Origin of the sequence: Kosmotoga olearia TBF 19.5.1, assembly GCF_000023325.1 — a bacterium.
GTDB classification, from domain to species: Bacteria; Thermotogota; Thermotogae; order Petrotogales; family Kosmotogaceae; genus Kosmotoga; species Kosmotoga olearia.
Genome location: NC_012785.1, coordinates 1,135,393 through 1,152,124 on the forward strand (window position 1 = coordinate 1,135,393; position 16,732 = coordinate 1,152,124).

Genomic DNA, 16,732 nt, shown 5'->3' on the forward strand with positions numbered 1-16,732 from the left:
AAGAGGTGACAATACTTGAACCAATCTAGAAGGCATTTCATAGCTTTTCTCTGGCACGCTTCATTTCTGGCTTTCACAATGGCATTCGTCGAGGTAAATACTGTCTTGCCATCTTTGGTGTTAAAAGCTGGTGGTGGAAGTTTTTCGATTGGTTTTATTACAGCGTTGACTACCGGAATTCCTTTGTTAGGACAACTGTTTTTCGCCAGTATCCTCGTTTCTAAACCAAAGAAAAAACCTTACCTGCTTCTTGGAATATATCTAAGAACGCTTTCTCTTGCAACAATAAGTTTTCTGTTGTCAAGTTCATTAAGTGGTATGATTCTTCTGGCTTTAATCTTTATCGTTCTTGGCATTTTTTCTTTTAGTGGTGTTTTTGCTGGAATTTGCTATACTGACCTTTTGGGAAAGTCCATTGCGAGGGACGCTAGGCGAAAATTTATGGCGTTCAGGCAGATTATCAGCAGTGGATTAGCCCTTGTCGGCGGACTTTTTGCAAGATATATTGTTCAACGATTTGAATACCCGACAAATTACTCGGTGATGTTTTTAATCGCCGCGACTTCTCTTGGAATTGCCTCAATAGGTTTTTGGGCTATCCGAGAAGAAAGCGTAGACACAACGGAATTACCCGGGTTCTGGAAGATTTTGAAAAGCATTCCTAAGACTATAAAAGCGGATCCAAATCTTAAAAACTATGTGCTCTTTACCAACGCAACAGGCTTCGGACTTATAATCATTCCCTTTTATGTGCTCCTCGCTAAAAAATCCTTTGGATTAACCGGGGAAAACATAGGGAATTTTCTTCTGTTGCAAATGATCGGAATGACCGCAGCGGGATTTTTCTGGGGATATTATTTAAACAAATCTGGATACAAAAAGATCCTGAAATGGTGTATTTTTATTGGTGCGCTGATACCAATTTTGGCTTTGTTTCTTTCAAAAACAACAGCATCATTGTATGCCCTGGTTTTTTTGTTCTCTGGCATAACACTAAGTGCCAGGAAAATGAGTTTTGAAGGGTTGTTGATTGAAATAACCAACGAAAAAAACCGGGCCCTGTACACCGGTACTGCGGGTGCTTTGAATCTCGTTACCGCGCTCTTGCCTTTGCTAATGGGGTCTCTGGTAAATTTTGTGGGCTTTACGATAATATTTACGTTCTCAAGCTTATTTATACTTTCAGGAACCTTGTTTTTGAAGGCAATTAAGGCATAACGTTAACTTGAAACCGGATACTGATAATAATATTTGAGTGAGGAGGTATATTATGCCTATATATCGTTTCAAATGCGAAAGCTGTGGTAAAGAAGAAACATTGCTTTTAAAGATGAACCAGGAAGTGCCGAATTGTCCACATTGTGGCGGTAAACTTGTAAAACAGATATCCAGAGTTAGGTTTGTTTCAGGCTCTTCAAGCTTGTCTGGAGGTTCAGGTTCAAGCTGCTCGGGTTGTTCTGGCGGAAGCTGCTCGAGTTGTGGCTAAAAACATCCTTATGCAAAAAGCTGATCAACTCTCCAAAAGGATGGTGGGAAGTTATGGAGTATAAGTTTGTCAAGTTTGAGGTTTTAATACCTGAAGAATACGTAGAAGCACTCAGGGAAAAAGTAAATGCCGCGGGTGCCTGCCGCCTTGGCAATTACGATAATTGCCTTTCGTACCACCCGGTTAAAGGATTCTGGAGGCCACTGGAAGGAGCTAATCCATATCTTGGAGAGGTAGGGAAAATAGAAGAGGGAGAGGAAGTAAAGGCCGAGTTTCTGTGTGCAAGGGAATATGTGGATGAAGTGGTAAAGGCTATCAGGGAGGTTCATCCATACGAAGAGCCCATGTTTTTCATAATTCCTCTCTTAAATGAATAGACTGTGACTGGTCTCAAAAAGAAATACACTGCCCTAAGGAAGAGTTATCGTTAATTAAAATATTATAAAATTCTTCTCTCCACCATGTGGAGATATTTCATATTTCTTATTTCAAAAACAATAACTATCAAAACAAAGGTTCAGGCTTTCCGCCTTTTAGAAAGAATTCGGGTATTGCCGGGATTAACGGTTCAATTTTAAGCCGTTCTTCGATAGTTTTTAGATATTTCTTTGCTGTAGCTAGCCAGGTATAATAGTTTTCGACGTAGTCGCTTACTTTAGATGAGAGTTCTCTTCTATACTCCGGATTAAGCATTAATTTTTCCAATCCTTTTATTATAGAAAAAGTATCCTCTGGATCAACGAGTACACCAAGTTCTTCACAGTCTCTTTTAAGAAACTCTGATGGACCACCATTTTTCGTCGCTACAACAGGTAAACCACAGGCCATTGCTTCAAGAGGAGCAAGACCAAAGGGTTCATAAAGGGAAGTCAAAGCAAAAATACCTTCTTTCCTCGAAACCAATCTATAAAGAGCGGCAAGTTCCTTTTGGCTGGTAATGTTGATAAAGAAGACGCGATTTTGAGCATTGTGCTGGCGCACCAATTCCACGAGTTCGCGGAGCGTTTCGCCCGATTCACCGCTGAGTCTCGGGTATTCTTTGTACACATCATAAACACCTCTTGCGACTATGAGAAGATTAGTAGCATTCATTAACTTCTTACTAGATAGGTAAGCCCTCAGTAAACCTGTTATATTCTTTTTTTGATCCATTCTGCTCGAAGAAACGATAAATGGTTTATCAAACCTTTCTGGTGCATAGATTTTAATAACACTTGAAAGACGATTTTCAATTGCAATATCTATATCGTTCGGATAAGGGTTAAATATTTTAGTATTAACCCCGGGAGGTGCAACAACAAACTTTGTGTCATCATTTACGTCAATCCATCCTTTATAAAGTTCGTGGGAATACTGCTCGAACCGTTCAATTGTGGTGCTCACAAAATTAACAGCGGAATATCTCATGGATACCCTTTCAGCCTGGATTCTGTATGAAAAGTTGTAAACTCTGTCAAACTGTGGAAAATTTTCAGGAGTCACACCGAGTTTATCCATTTTCTGAGCGCCGAGGGAGTGAGCAGTAAAAGAAAAAGGAATTTTTCTTTTTAGAGACAGGATAGCAGCAGATATACCGCCATCTCCATAGTGCGAAGTGACAAACTCCGGAAACCTTTTTTCCCTGTTGTAGAGCCTCTCGATTCCGGCAACATAGTCTTTAAGGTAGGGCCAAAGTTTCTCCTTAGATAAAAATTTCTTACCTCCAAAATCGATCCTGACAATCCTGACACCTTCAACACCCGGATAGAAATCAAAAGGCTCTGAAAATTCTGGCCATTCCTTGTCTTCGATCCTTCTTGTGATTATATCCACATCTATCCCGAGAGATGCCATCGCTATGGCCAACTCTTTTACATATACGAGCTGTCCGCCGAAATCGGGGTGGTCTGTCCAATGACTATCGAGGGAATCAAAGTTCCCCTGTGGATTTAAAAAGGCAATTTTCATGAGATCGACCTCGTTTCCATGATTTTTTTTAGTACTTCAATAGAAGGAATAGGGACTGATTTATCTTCCGTTTCCAACCTAAAGGCAGCGGCGGCATTCCCTATTTTAGCGGCCCCGAAAACGTCGAAGCCCTTCAATAATCCGTGATACAAACCACTCCAAAAAGCATCTCCAGCCCCAGTGGTATCAACAACATTTTTAGCGTACGTATGGATTTTTTTTACTTTTTCTCCATCAGAAACCAAGACACCGTCTTTGCCCAAGGTGAGAACGACATTTTCGACACCACATTTGTGATATTCATTTATGTATCTTCGAGGCGACATTTTTCCAAAGATATGAAAGGAATCATCTAAGGAAGGTTTTACCAAATAAATGTCTTTCATGAATTCTCTTATAAAAGTTTTACCGTCAGAACCGTTTTCCCACAGGATTTCTCGATAATTTGGGTCAAAACATACTTTTGTACCTCTTTTTTTTGCTATTTCAAGCACTTTCATAACGGTTTTCCGGGCTGGATTACGAGAAAGCGGCCAACTCGTCAGGTGAATAAACTCAACTCCTTCAAAGAGCTTCTCAGGCTCTTGAGGAAATTCTATTTTGTAATCTGCGCCCCTAATTGGCATAAATAGTGGAGTATCTTGGGATTTTGAAACTATGACAAAACTTGTGGGAAGCTTGCTTTGGTTTATAAAGGTAGTTTTAATCCCTTTTTCTTCTAACCATTTTTTGTAGCCTCTTCCAAAAGGGTCATCTCCTACTGAAGCAAGTAACAATGGTTCAATGCCGAGATTCTTAAGATTTATCGCCAAGTTTCCTGGAGAGCCAGCATAATATTTTTTAAAACTTTTTGCATCAGCAAGATCATCCACATACTCTTCGGAAATCAAGTCGATGAGCAGTTCGCCAATTATTAAAATCTTTTTCATAGCACCACCACACAAACTTATTTTATTCCTGTCTGAGAAATGCTCTTTACATACTGCCCTTGAAGCGCAACGAAGAGCATTAACACCGGGGCTGTCATCATTGTGGCAAAAGCCATTATGTCGCCCCAATCCCTCGGATATTGACCGAAGAAAACCTGCATAGCAACAGGAAGAGGTCTGTATTCTGGTCCTCTTGTAACCATGAGTGGCCAGAGGAAGAAACCCCATTGTGTAAGGAATTGCAAAATCGCAACACTTGAAAGTATGGGTTTTGATAAAGGTAGAGCAATCTTCCAGTATATTTTAAGCCAGTTCGCTCCGTCTATCAGAGCGGCTTCTTCGAGCGCTTTTGGAAAACCAATGAAAAATTGGTAAAAAAGGAAGATGTAAAACGGATTGGCTATAAAGGGAATTATCTGAACATGATAGCTATCGAGCCAGCCAAATCTATTTGTCATTAGGAGCAAAGGAATCGCAATGGTTTCAAAAGGGATTATCATCAAAGCCACTATGAGCGATACTAAAAAGCCTCTTCCTCGAAAAGTGAATCTTGCTAATCCAAAAGCCATCATGCTGTTTACAAAAAGTCCAGCTATAACTGTTGCAGTAACTATGAAGACTGAGTTGAATATGAACCTGCCAAAAGGCATTCTGGTAAAGACATCCAGATAGTTTTTAAGCGACACAGGCGATGGAATGAAAGCTTTAATCGATCCCATTCTTCTGAGAATATTCAGCTCGTCTGGATTGAACGATGTCGAGATCATATATATCAGAGGAAAAAGGAAAAATATAGCGAGCAGTGTCATGAGGGTGTAACTGATAATCTTATCCACAAGTTCTATTCTTTTCTTGCTTCTTTTTTTGATCATTTCATGACACCTCTCTTTCTTCTCTCAAAACAAAACGCTGGGTTACAGAAATTGCCAGGACAAGCAAGAAGAAAACGACAGTCAGTGCGGAAGCATAACCAATGTATTGCCTTTTGAATCCCATGTTGAAAATATGAAGCACAACAGTATAAGTAGCACCATTAGGACCTCCATCAGTCATGATTTTTACCTGGTCAAAGAGCCTGAAAGCCAGAATTGTTGTTGAAATAATTACAAATGCCGTCGTATTTTTCAACTGAGGAAGAGTTATCTTCAAAAATTTCTGCCAAGCATTTGCTCCATCAATAGTTGCAGCCTCATAAAGAGATGCCGGAATTTCTTGAAGCCCGGTTAGGAATATCAGCATCTGAAAACCAACACCTTGCCAAATTGACATGAACATAATCGCCGGAAACGCCCAGTTTTCACTCTTTATAAAATCAACAGGTTGCCAGCTTCCAAAACTTATTTTGTGAAGAAAAAGATTTATCAACCCCTCCGGATTATATAGAAAAGTCCAGATGACCGAGACAACAACCATTGTGGTGACTGTAGGCATAAAATAAACAGTTCGGAAGAATTTAGTAAAATTAATTTTTTTGTTTACCAGCAAGGCCAACCCAAGTGCAAAGACTGTTTGAATTGGAACAACAATTAGAACGAACTTGAAAATGTTCAGTAATCCCTTCCAAAAGAGATCATCATTCAATATTTTTTTATAATTTGCCAGTCCAATGAACTTTGTCGGCAATCTTGAGATTAACCTTTGGTTGGTAAAAGAAAGATAAAAAGCCGAAAGAAAAGGGATAATTATAAAAGTAATCAGTAAAATCAAACCAGGTAGAAGGAATATAAAAGCATATTTGAAACCTCTTTTTTTCTCATAGTATATCCTCGACATTCTTTTTCACCCTTCTTTCCGAAAAAGAGATGGGGTGAAACCACCCCACCTCCATGATTTTACTCTAACTTTCTTTGTGGTAAATCAGTAAATAGGATAACCTTCGTTATACTCGATGTCTTCGTTAATCTCTTTGGTTGCTCTATCAAGTTCCTTTCTGATATCTGAACCATTTATTATGTTATCAATAGCTTTTGCAAAAGCGGCTGTGATAGTCGGATACGCTGGTGTGACTGGCCTTGGAACAGCGATAGTTTCAAGTTGCTGAACGAATATGTTGAGGGGACCACCTTCACCATATAAAGGTGACAAAGCTATCGCGCTTTTTCTCGATGGAACAGCACCGTTGGCATTGGTCATCTTTATAATTTCCTCAGGTCTTAAGAGGAACTGGAGGAATTTCCAGGCAGCTTCAGGATGTTTACAATTAGTGGTTATACTCCAGGCCCAAGAACCCATACCTGTGGCTTGTTTGAAGAATTTTGGCATAGGAATAAGCACAAGCTTGTCTCCAAGGGCCTGCCTGTACTGGTTGTACACCCAGTGACCAACCCATGAAAGGGCCGCTTTGCCTTCAATAAATTCATTGTCTCCTGGGGGATTTGGATTAACAAAGCCCTGGGCGAAAAGTGCCTGGAACCACGCCGCAGCTGCGAGAGCTTCAGGACCGTTGAGTACGCCTTCTGCAGACATATAATTGCTGCGGTCGATCAAATCTGCACCAAAAGCCTGGAATATCGGAGAAAAACCGTAAGTGTACCATTCACCAACACCATAGTTGATCTTCATGTCAAGCGGATATTTCACTTCAGGAAGAGCCTTTAATTTTCTGAGAATATCCATGAATTCCTCAAAAGTCCAGGCGTCTTCCACACTGGTGGGAATTCTTGCACCAATTTTCTCTAGATATTCTTTGTTTCCCCATATCGCGAGCCCGGAATCAAAGGTGCCAAGGGCATAAATGTGGCCATTATAAAGCCCTTGAGAGATGATCGAAGGAAGGAAATCGGCTTTCATTTCTGGAGTAAGAAATTCGTCAAGAGGATAAAGATATCCTGCCCAGGCATAGTTAGAAACGTAAGGGCCGTCAAGGTCGAGAATGTCTGGAAGCCCCCCTGCGAAAGCAGCTGCATTTACCTGATCGTTGTAGCTTCCTTCAGGAAGTTGAACAGCTATAACTTCAATTTCATCTTGGATAGCATTGAATCTCTTAACCTGTTCTTCGATAACAGCTCTTTCTTCTCCGCGACCGGAATGGAACCACATCTTAATCTGCACTTTTCCAAAAACCGTAATTGAAAGAGTGAAAATCAACAACATTAAAAGAACCACGGAAACTTTTTTCACACAAATCCCTCCTATTGATCCCCTCAAAGGGATCAGGAATTATAGAACATGGAATTTTCCTTCTTCTTCACATTTCTTGAGTTTTTTTATGTGACTTTCGTCTTTTGTACCAGTAATGACAAATTCTTTTCCTTGCCATTGGTTTATAAGAACCAGCGATTTTTTGAAGATCTTTGATGAACTTGCCAGGATGTAAATCATGGGGCTTGTCTGCATAATCGTCTTCTTTGTTTCTGCCTCCAAAAGTGTAGAAGAATAATAGCCTATTTCATCTATTCCATTGACACCCATAAAAGCTTTATTTACGTGATATCTGTCAAAGAAGGGGTTAATCTCGAGATCCAAAAAGTTCATCGTACTGTACTGAAAGTATCCCCCTAAAACCACGAGCTTAACTTCAGGATGCTGAACAACGGTGTTTATTACATAAAGAGAATTCGTTACGATCGTTAGATTTATCGGTGGAGTCTTAAGAAGTTCTTCAATAAAGAAAAGCGTTGTACTTCCGGAATCAACGAAAATAACGTCATTTTTCTCAACAAGAGCAACTGTTTTTTTTGCTATCAACTTTTTTTCATCTACATCAACAGCTATCTGTTCTTGAAATTGGGGATCGTATCTCTGTGGACGTAAACTGATTGCACCACCATGTACTCTTTTCAGAAGTCCTTGTTGCTCGAGTTTTTTTAGGTCTGTTCTTATGGTGACCTCGGAAACGCCCAACTCTTCAGCAAGGCTCGAAGAATAAATCTTTCCATACTTGTTCAATTTTTCTATAATGTAGTTTTTTCTCTCCTCAAAAAGAATAGTAATCCCTCCCAAAAGAAAGGTATCATTTCCAAAACACATTTTCAAAACTCAATTATATGGCTTTATAGAGCATTACGAAAGATTATTCTCGATAGAAGGTTGTATTTTCGTTTGCTTTCGTTTTTTTACGATTAGTTTCGATTTATTTTTATGCAAATAAGATTATAGGAATAGAACACCATTTATACTGAAGCATATCCATTTAAATACTCGAAAGAAAATGAAAAAGCATTTGGTTACAATTAGTGTTTAGCTGATAAATATGGAATTTTGTTACGTTGTACCCCCCGAGATATTTTTGACAGTCTTCCAGATGAAGGTTTTTTGAAAGATCGCAGGTTAGAACAAACGGAATCAAACTCCATTTATTACAAAATATGTGCTTTCGCTGTGGGAACAAGCGAAGGATTAGACTTTAGCTCTTAGGTTGCTAGCTAAGTTGCCGTGACTTTCTTGAAGCTCACTTGCATATCTCTTTGAATTCGCAGAAATCGCACCTTTGACTTCGCTCAGCGGGGAAATACGAGATGTCTTTGGGTTTGTTTGTTTCAGGATCTTCGAGGTAGTCATCCATCTGTTTTATGCAACGTGATATGTAATCCTTCATTTCCAAGAGCTGTTCTTCGTCAAAGGTGTAAACCTCTGATTTTCCGTGGAGAAGGTATTCGTTGACGCACTTGATCTGTTCTACGTTCTCGTATTTTTCAAGCACGTAAATAGTGTACAACTTCAGTTGAAGCGGATCTCTGTCTGGATTGGGTTTACCTGTTTTCCAGTCAACAATGACAAGTGTGTTTGTTTCTTTGTCCCTGTAAAGGAAATCGATTATAGAAAAGACTTTTACTCCCTCATACTCAAAACTCGGAAAGTCTTCGTCAACTTCCAAAACATCAACACGCCCTTCCATAACCATTCGGTATGATCTTGATCTCTCGAAGTTTTTCAGGGAGGTTTTTATCCTGTTGAGAATGTCTTTGCTTTTGTTTCTCAAAAAATCCTTTCTGCCGTAGTAAATCTCCGAAAGCATGACATACTCTTTAGGCCATCTTTCCCAATCTTCCTTGTGATCAACGGAATCGACCCAGGATTGTCTGAGTAGCTTTCTGATATTTTGAAAGGAGTCTTCAACGGAAAAAGATTTGGTTCTTATCGCTTTTTGTATCTCTTCGTGGATTGCTTGACCGGAGAGTGAATATATATTTTGCAGTTTTCCAAGTAAATAAGCCTTTCTTTCCAATTCCGTAGCATCCGATTTCCAGCCTCTCCATGCCATGAAGGTTTTGTAGTAATATTTTCTCTTGCACTCTTCAAAAAGTCTCTGTTTTGAAAGAGACCACGATTTTTCCGGATAATCCATATTGAACATAATTCACCCTCCAGGATTCATGTCTACGTACAAAATGCCCTGCCGAAAAAGCGGCAGTTCAGCGATTATTTTTCCGTTTTTATCTATTGCCATAGCACCACCAAATGAGTCTTCAAGAACACCATCCCCCAAACAGTTGGCGAATAAGCAGTTTGCACCAGTTTTGGCAACACGATCTACGTAGAACCACTTTTCTTCAGTATTCCACCATTGCTGCACATCATCGATTTTATAAGCGCTTCTCGCCATAGGGATAAGCAAAAGATCCGGTTTCAATCTTTTTGCTGCTTCAAGTGCGTCGTCGTGAAAAAGCTCACCGCATATCAGAAAAGTTGCTCTACCGAATGGGGTTTCAACCGCTTCGAATCCGTTTCCTTCTTTGTAGATATCGGCTGGTGCATTGGGTGAATGCCATCCCGGATCAGTTCTACGATGTTTCAGGACGATGTCTTTTTCAGGAGAAATTAGTATAGCTGTATCATACAGCGTTTTGTTTTCTCTTTCAAAAATTCCCAGGGCGATCCATATATTCAAATCCTTCGAAATCATCGAAAGTCTTTCTATGAATTCATCGGAAATCGTTTCACCGAGATCGAGATCCTTTTCAGGAGAATCTGTGTTCACGAGACCGGTAAGAGCGGTTTCTGGAAAAAGGATTAGTTCCGCGTCATTTTTTGAAGCTTCCGCAACAAGGTCACAAATAATGGAAAAATTCTCTTCTTTGTGCTCTCTGATTTTGTTTACAGCTATTGCTAGTTTCACGAGATTTCCTCCTTCATCTACTGAAATGGGAAAGGGAATTATTCGGATAGCTCGCTTGATTATATTATAAGCTTTATCGAAAAACAATTTACTGAGTGCTTTTGAGTTTCGCATCCAGAGGTGTATCAAGATAAGCATACCTTATTCCTAACAGATGTGAGAAAATAATAAATGAATCAAGTAGAGGAGTAAGGTGTACTACTAAAACATAGATGTTCTTATCTTGTAATTCATAGATTTGCGGTGGTTTAGTTTTCTTGGTTGAAATAAGGGTTTCCAGCTGTGAAAAGAAAGGGAGTTGAAATATGCTGGGTTGGTTAAATGAAATGACAATCGAAGATATCAGGGAGCTTGTAAGCTCTCAGGTTTTTGAAAGAGGGGAAAGTTACTTTCGTCAGGGAATGGTCTTGGATATTAGAGAATCTGGTGATACTTTAAGAGCTAGAGTCAAAGGCTCTGGAGATGAAGTATATTCGGTACAAATAAAGGAAAGCAACGGGCGTATTTTGGCTACCTGTACCTGCCCTTATGATGGTGTATGTAAGCATGTTATTGCTACTTTGCTGTATGCAAAGCAGCAGGAGATTAAACCCTCTTCGCATGGTGCATTTTCTGAAAAACTTGAGTCGTATATCAACAACCTGGATATTTCAAGCTTAAAGGAAATGTTGATGGATTTTTTGAAAAGGTATCCAGAGGAAGCTGAAGCTCTTGAGATGATGATTTTAGCAAAGAACGACGAAGCGGAAGCAAAGAAATCTTTGAGAAATTTGCTTTCAAAAACTTTTTCTAGGGGGTTTGTAGAATATAGAAGGGTGTACGAATATGTACAAGAACTGAAAGGACTTATTGTTTACGGTAGATATCTATCTCGGGTTTCTCCAGAGCTTTCCGCATGGTTCTTTGAAGAAATTTATAAAAGATCCATACGGCGTTATGATCAAATAGACGATTCAGATGGTACGTATGCACTTTTTGTGGATACCATTGGGTACGAATGGGGGAGGGTACTTGAGAAGATAGAAAATCTGGATGGAGAGAAAATTGCTGGAAAGATTTTGAAGTTCATTTTAGATGACAAATACGGTCTATCTGAAGAGCTTCTTAAAGATATTTATCCGGCTCTCGGGAAAAAAGGCGCTGGGAAATTGCAGAATTGGCTCCGGGAATGTTATGAACAGGAGCTTAAAGCTTTGAAAAGCAATCAGAAAAGTGTTAGCCTGGATTTTCATAAATATAAATATCAGCTCAAGAAGCTAAGTTTGTTAATGGAAAATCTGGACGAATACGTGAGATTGTGTATGGACTTCCCATTACCCAATGACTATTTTGATGCGGTAAAGGAGTTAAAAAGAGCCGGGAGAATTGAAGAAGCTTACCGGATAGTGTGTCAGGGTGAAGAGAGTTGCAAAACTCTAGAGTTAAGTCTTTTAAAAATAAAGCTTATGAAAGAACTGGGTCATCCGGATACAAGTAAATATGCTCTGGAGCTTTTTAAAAGAGCGCCTCTTCTTAATGTTTACGAGATATATATTAGCACAATTCCAGACGAAGGTAAAGAAAAAGCGAAGCAGGAAACAATTGAGTGGTTAATTGAAAATCGTAAAATTCCTTATGTCGTGGACATCCTTCTCGTGGAAAAAAAGACTGAAACGCTCCTTGAGTTATATAATAAATATCCAGAAGCATTTAGAGAGTTGTCTTATAAGACCTTAGAATCCATAGCTGCTTTATTTGAAAACATAGCTCCCATTGAAACAGCTGATATTTATTATAATCTTGCCCTTGAGGTTTTACAAAGGGCACAAACCAGATATTACCATCACGCCATCCGGTATCTAAAAAAAGCTAAAAGTAACCTTTTAAAAGCCGAGAGGGCTGACTTATGGGACAAGCTAAAAGAGGAGATAATAGCTAAGCACCGTAGAAAAACCACATTTATGAGGATGTTTCACCGTTCTATACAGAGTGGTAAGAAATGAAGGCAATTAACAGTAAAAAAACGGTTTCTGAACATGGATACAGATAAAAAACCCGGAAACCGAAGATAGCGTCACCACATAATGTGTTCCAGGATGTAGAATTAGAACATGATAAAAGAAATTTGCGCCAAAAAAGCTGTTACCAGGACGAAGATTCCGGTTGCGAGATACACAGTAAATCCGTATATTGGCTGTACTTTTGGCTGTAGGTATTGTTTCGCCAGGTTTATAGGTGCTTTCAAGTACACCTCTGGGACTTGGGGAAAAGACATATTGGTAAGAAAGAACATTCCGGAACTTCTTCGAAAAGAAATTAACAAGCTCTCCCCAGGAAAATTTTTTCTCTCAACTTCTTGCGATCCATATCAGCATATTGAAAAGAAATACGAGATCACGAGAACCGTGATAAGGATACTTTTATCCCACTGGATGCCTATTTTTATCATGACGAAGTCTTCCCTCATACGAAGGGATATAGATCTTCTGATGTTGGAGGTAGATTTAGAGGTTAATATTACCATCACTACTGACAGAGAAGATGTGAGAAAACTTCTGGAACCGGGTGCTCCCTCGATTCAGGAGAGACTTGAAACCATAAAATTTCTCAAAGAAAAAGGTATCAAAGTAGGTGCCTTTGTTGGGCCTGTGCTTCCCATGAATCCAGAAAAACTCGCGCTAAAGCTTTCAAGGCTGATTGAAAGGGTGCATCTAGATCCACTCAATTATCCCGGTCAGGTGAAAAATATCTATATCAAAAACGGCTGGAATAAATGGCTACATAAGGACTCCTTTTATGAAGTCAGGGAAGTCTTTGAAAAAATCTTTGGCAGTGAGAATGTGGGGTGAAGCTGGGAGCAGCTCCGTGGCAACAAAAAACGTTGTCGGTTGCAAATAATAACCGAGATCCGAGAACCGAGAGCCCGAGAAAGTCGGTGCGTGATTCAAAAAAAGCTGTCATTCTGGAAATGTTTAATCCAGAATCTGGGTTTCTTAAGTACGAGATCCTGAATCAAGTTCAGGATGACGAGCAGACTTGTGAGGCTGCAATAAATCATTGTTTTTTTATCGTAGGGGCAGAACATGTTCTGCCCTTCGTGGTTAATTTAATTTGCTATTGGTCGTCTTACCCTCTCGGATTCTCTGGCTCTCGGTTCTCGATCGTTACAAACAACCTACAACCACAATCGGCATCGGGGTTTTACTGCGTCTGTAAGCCTCCTGGACGAAGTCCAGCACTTCAATTACGCTGCGAAAACACCTTGGCTGGTGTTGAAATCGAAAGCATCCCTCCCTTTTGTTCGAATACCACTTCCACATAGGAAGCAGTATAATCTCTGATTATCAGTTTTCCTGTTGTCTCATTTGCCTTTTCGAGAATCTGATAATCAAATCGAGCCTTTCTGAAATCCCTCAATGGTGAATATGCTGAAAAGAGCCTTATTTCAGATATTTCCCAATCATTGGCTTCAATCGAAACTTTAACCTGAAGACCTGTTTCTGACGCCACAGCCGAGTATTCTGCCATAACTTTTGGCAACGGTATTCCTTCTTCGAGGTTCATAAAGAGAGCACCTATCGCCTGGACAGTCCTTGGTATTTCAGCACTGTGCCCTGCATTAGGGGCATAAACCATTCCTTTCTCACCGGGAAGGCCGTTGAAATACAGCGTGGCAGCATCAACTGGCCAATAAGAATCGTTTGTGCCGACTATTATGAGTTTCGGTATATTGAGATTTTCTCGATAACTGTAAGGATCAACATATCTTAGAAGATCGACCCTTTTTTCGTCATTTAGGTCATTTAATATACCTGTCTCAACATACTCACTTATCGATTTACTATAATCTCCCCAAAATTCTATTTGGTGTTCCATTTGTTTTTTCATGTTGAGATTGTCAAAGGCAATAGGGGCAATGGCTTTAACGCGCCTATCGCAAGCCGCTGTTAACCATGTAGTCCATCCTCGCTTCGAAGCACCTGATAGTATGAATCCTTCTATTTCATGCCCGTTTTTTCTCGCATAATCAGAGATCACATTCATAGCGGTTATTGTACTCCTGACCATTGGTAGAAGTATTGGCCATTCATAGTCTCCTGTTTCTAAAAATCTGCTGAAGGTGTAGGCGATAAGCCAATCTTCCTTGTAATAACCGTCAAAGAGCGGTTGATTTGGTATGTCAAACAAGACAGCAACGTATGCTCCGTTCTGTACAGCTATCATCGTAAAAAGTGGAAGCAATTTGGTATCAAGTTTGTAGCTTCCCGTTATGAATATGAGAGCATTCTTCGAACGAAGATTCGCTGGTTTTATTATGAGGAGATGGTTTTTCCAATCCACTCCCTTCCAGTTAAAAGACCTGAAAAGGAAAACACCAAAATTTGAAGGTCCTGGTTTGGGTGGAACTACGATTTCAAAACATGCCTCTTCCATTGTTTTTGGAAGTTCTTCGGGTGTTACGTAATCTATGAGACTTGCTCCAGTGAGTATCGAGAAGCTAAGAAAAAGTAAGAAAAAGCAGACAAGCTTTTTCACGGTATCCCCCCTGACTGTGATCGATTAATCCCGTTTAATCCTATTTATTTTTTATACATTTGAACTTAGAAAATTTCGTCCAAAAACACTCACAGAACAGCGACCTTCACAAGTTCATATTTTCTACTGCCTAGCCCAACTTTTTCAGCATATTCCAGTTGAGTTTTCCAGCTAACATCCGGATGAACCTCAAGAAACGGATCATGTCCCACTGTCTCAAGGACAAGGTCCATACAGGCCTGATCAAGTGCCACAGGATCGGTGCTGGCAGCTATGCCGACATCCGGAGCTACAGGAGGCTTATTTATACTCCAACAGTCACAGTCAGGAGAAACATTCGTTATGAACGAAACAAAGATGGCTTTTTTATTCATGAGAGTTGCTTTAGCATACTCTACCATTTTTTTACTCAACAACTCCGTGGAGCTATCCCATTTTGGTACCATGGCTCCATAATTACACATGGCTATACATTGGCCGCAGCCAATACATATATCATAATCAATTCTTGCCACTCCTTCTATCGTTATTGCTCCAACAGGACAATGTCTTTCACACATCCCACAAGCAACACAATTAACTTCTTTCACTATTGGTTTGGAGTTTGAATGTTGCTCAAGTTTTCCTGATCTTGAAGCACTTCCCATACCAACATTCTTTATCGTTCCACCAAACCCCGTTTGTTCGTGACCTTTAAAATGGGTCAAGACAACCATGGCATCCGCTAAAGCTATTGCAGAACTGATTTTAGCTTCTTTAACGTATTCTCCATTTATCGGTACTTTTATTTCATCGGAACCTCGAAGCCCATCAGCAATGATAACAGGGGCACCGATGGTTTCCGGCGCAAAGCCGTTAAGGTAAGCAGTCTGTATATGATCTACAGCATTGGACCTGCTGCCCTTGTAAAGGGTGTTGGCATCGGTTACAAAAGGTTTTGCTCCAAACTTCTTTATCTGATCAACTACTATTCGAACGTAATTTGGCCTGATAAAGGCAAGGTTGCCGTACTCACCGAAATGTATCTTCACTGCAACGAGTTCATCTTTCTTTATTATCTTTTCCATTCCAACTTTTTTGAGGAGAAGCTGAAGTTTTTTTAAAAGCCCCATTTCAGGTGTAGTCATCATATTCGTAAAGAAGACCTTGGCCATACATTTCACCTCTTATAAAAGTATTCTATGTTCCCCATAAAGCATAGGGGCTTCATCCTTGAAAACCTTCTGGTCTATTACCTCGCCAATAAAAATGGTGTGATCACCGGCATCTGCTTTACTCTTTATCTGACATTCAATATAAGCAAGTGTTCCAGGAAGGATTGGAACATCATTTTTACTGAGGCTGTAGTCTATCCCGGCAAATTTATCGCAATTCCTCCCACTTTTTGTGCCAAAAAGTACGACTATTTCCTTTGCACTTTTTTCCATGATGCAGACACCAAATTTATCTGTTTCATTTAGTAATTTATGAGAGTATCGGGCTTTTCCAATAGAAATGGCGATCATCGGTGGATTAATCGATACCCTTGTTATCCAGGCAACGGCGATACCATTCATTTTCCCGCCGGCATTCATCGTGACTATGGTGGTGCTGTTGTAAAGTTTTCCCAGAGCATCCATATGACTATCATCCTCCTAAGAAGATTTATAATAATGTTTCTAAGATTATTATAGAACATGTGTATAGCTAATATATCACGTTAACGATTAAATCTTTACTCCATTATTATAGCTTTCGATAGTCTTTTAGTAACTTATTCTTAACTCGCGCGCAATCTTATATGTGGAGTAGAAAGAA

16 protein-coding genes are annotated in these 16,732 nt (G+C 39.8%); 5 read left to right on the forward strand and 11 right to left on the reverse strand.

Annotated elements, in window-relative coordinates; translation table 11 throughout:
• The first annotated feature begins 15 nt into the window (after positions 1-15).
• The 3 genes from KOLE_RS05385 to cutA are packed head-to-tail and all read left to right on the forward strand — an operon-like array spanning position 16 to position 1,863.
• A complete protein-coding gene (locus tag KOLE_RS05385; RefSeq protein ID WP_015868428.1) occupies positions 16-1,218 on the forward strand; it encodes an MFS transporter in 1,203 nt (400 codons plus the stop codon).
• A 52-nt stretch (positions 1,219-1,270) separates the two neighbouring features.
• On the forward strand, positions 1,271-1,486 hold the full coding sequence (locus KOLE_RS11865; protein WP_082853841.1) for an FmdB family zinc ribbon protein: 216 nt from the start codon (positions 1,271-1,273) through the stop codon (positions 1,484-1,486).
• Positions 1,487-1,539: 53 nt separating this feature from the next.
• Positions 1,540-1,863: a divalent cation tolerance protein CutA gene (gene cutA / locus KOLE_RS05390; protein ID WP_015868429.1), complete on the forward strand. Its 324-nt coding sequence runs from the start codon at positions 1,540-1,542 to the stop codon at positions 1,861-1,863.
• A 127-nt stretch (positions 1,864-1,990) separates the two neighbouring features.
• Here the strand turns inward: cutA and KOLE_RS05395 are convergent, their stop codons facing one another.
• From KOLE_RS05395 to KOLE_RS05430, 8 genes are all read right to left on the reverse strand, one after another.
• Complete coding sequence (locus tag KOLE_RS05395; protein ID WP_015868430.1) at positions 1,991-3,433, reverse strand: glycosyltransferase; 1,443 nt, start codon at positions 3,431-3,433, stop codon at positions 1,991-1,993.
• Positions 3,430-4,362, reverse strand: a complete 933-nt coding sequence (locus tag KOLE_RS05400) for a carbohydrate kinase family protein (protein ID WP_015868431.1) — start codon at positions 4,360-4,362, stop codon at positions 3,430-3,432. Before KOLE_RS05400 ends, KOLE_RS05395 begins: the two co-directional genes overlap by 4 nt.
• Before the next feature lie 17 nt (positions 4,363-4,379).
• Positions 4,380-5,234: a carbohydrate ABC transporter permease gene (locus KOLE_RS05405; protein ID WP_015868432.1), complete on the reverse strand. Its 855-nt coding sequence runs from the start codon at positions 5,232-5,234 to the stop codon at positions 4,380-4,382.
• A 1-nt stretch (position 5,235) separates the two neighbouring features.
• Positions 5,236-6,135, reverse strand: coding sequence for a carbohydrate ABC transporter permease (locus KOLE_RS05410; RefSeq protein WP_015868433.1), 900 nt, complete (start codon positions 6,133-6,135; stop codon positions 5,236-5,238).
• Between the two features lie 84 nt (positions 6,136-6,219).
• Positions 6,220-7,482, reverse strand: a complete 1,263-nt coding sequence (locus KOLE_RS05415; protein ID WP_015868434.1) for an ABC transporter substrate-binding protein — start codon at positions 7,480-7,482, stop codon at positions 6,220-6,222.
• Positions 7,483-7,521: 39 nt separating this feature from the next.
• A complete protein-coding gene (locus KOLE_RS05420) occupies positions 7,522-8,331 on the reverse strand; it encodes a DeoR/GlpR family DNA-binding transcription regulator (protein WP_015868435.1) in 810 nt (269 codons plus the stop codon).
• Between the two features lie 421 nt (positions 8,332-8,752).
• Positions 8,753-9,658 carry a PD-(D/E)XK nuclease family protein gene (locus KOLE_RS05425; RefSeq protein ID WP_015868436.1) on the reverse strand — a complete coding sequence of 302 codons (906 nt, stop codon included), beginning with the start codon at positions 9,656-9,658 and terminating at the stop codon, positions 8,753-8,755.
• Between the two features lie 3 nt (positions 9,659-9,661).
• The gene (locus tag KOLE_RS05430; protein WP_041288921.1) at positions 9,662-10,420 is read right to left on the reverse strand and encodes a carbon-nitrogen hydrolase family protein; all 759 of its coding nucleotides are present in this window, start codon (positions 10,418-10,420) and stop codon (positions 9,662-9,664) included.
• 305 nt (positions 10,421-10,725) lie between these two features.
• Here KOLE_RS05430 and KOLE_RS05435 point away from each other — a divergent pair, with 305 nt between their 5' ends.
• Both KOLE_RS05435 and KOLE_RS05440 read left to right on the forward strand, forming a co-directional pair.
• On the forward strand, positions 10,726-12,402 hold the full coding sequence (locus KOLE_RS05435; protein ID WP_015868438.1) for an SWIM zinc finger family protein: 1,677 nt from the start codon (positions 10,726-10,728) through the stop codon (positions 12,400-12,402).
• 108 nt (positions 12,403-12,510) lie between these two features.
• The gene (locus tag KOLE_RS05440) at positions 12,511-13,248 is read left to right on the forward strand and encodes an SPL family radical SAM protein (protein WP_015868439.1); all 738 of its coding nucleotides are present in this window, start codon (positions 12,511-12,513) and stop codon (positions 13,246-13,248) included.
• A gap of 391 nt (positions 13,249-13,639) precedes the next feature.
• On the opposite strand, the gene KOLE_RS11155 is transcribed toward KOLE_RS05440, so the two are convergent.
• From KOLE_RS11155 to KOLE_RS05455, 3 genes are all read right to left on the reverse strand, one after another.
• Positions 13,640-14,935: a PhoPQ-activated protein PqaA family protein gene (locus KOLE_RS11155; protein ID WP_015868440.1), complete on the reverse strand. Its 1,296-nt coding sequence runs from the start codon at positions 14,933-14,935 to the stop codon at positions 13,640-13,642.
• Positions 14,936-15,024: 89 nt separating this feature from the next.
• Positions 15,025-16,089 carry a DUF362 domain-containing protein gene (locus KOLE_RS05450; protein WP_015868441.1) on the reverse strand — a complete coding sequence of 355 codons (1,065 nt, stop codon included), beginning with the start codon at positions 16,087-16,089 and terminating at the stop codon, positions 15,025-15,027.
• 12 nt (positions 16,090-16,101) lie between these two features.
• A complete protein-coding gene (locus KOLE_RS05455) occupies positions 16,102-16,554 on the reverse strand; it encodes a flavin reductase family protein (RefSeq protein ID WP_015868442.1) in 453 nt (150 codons plus the stop codon).
• Positions 16,555-16,732 lie beyond the last annotated feature (178 nt).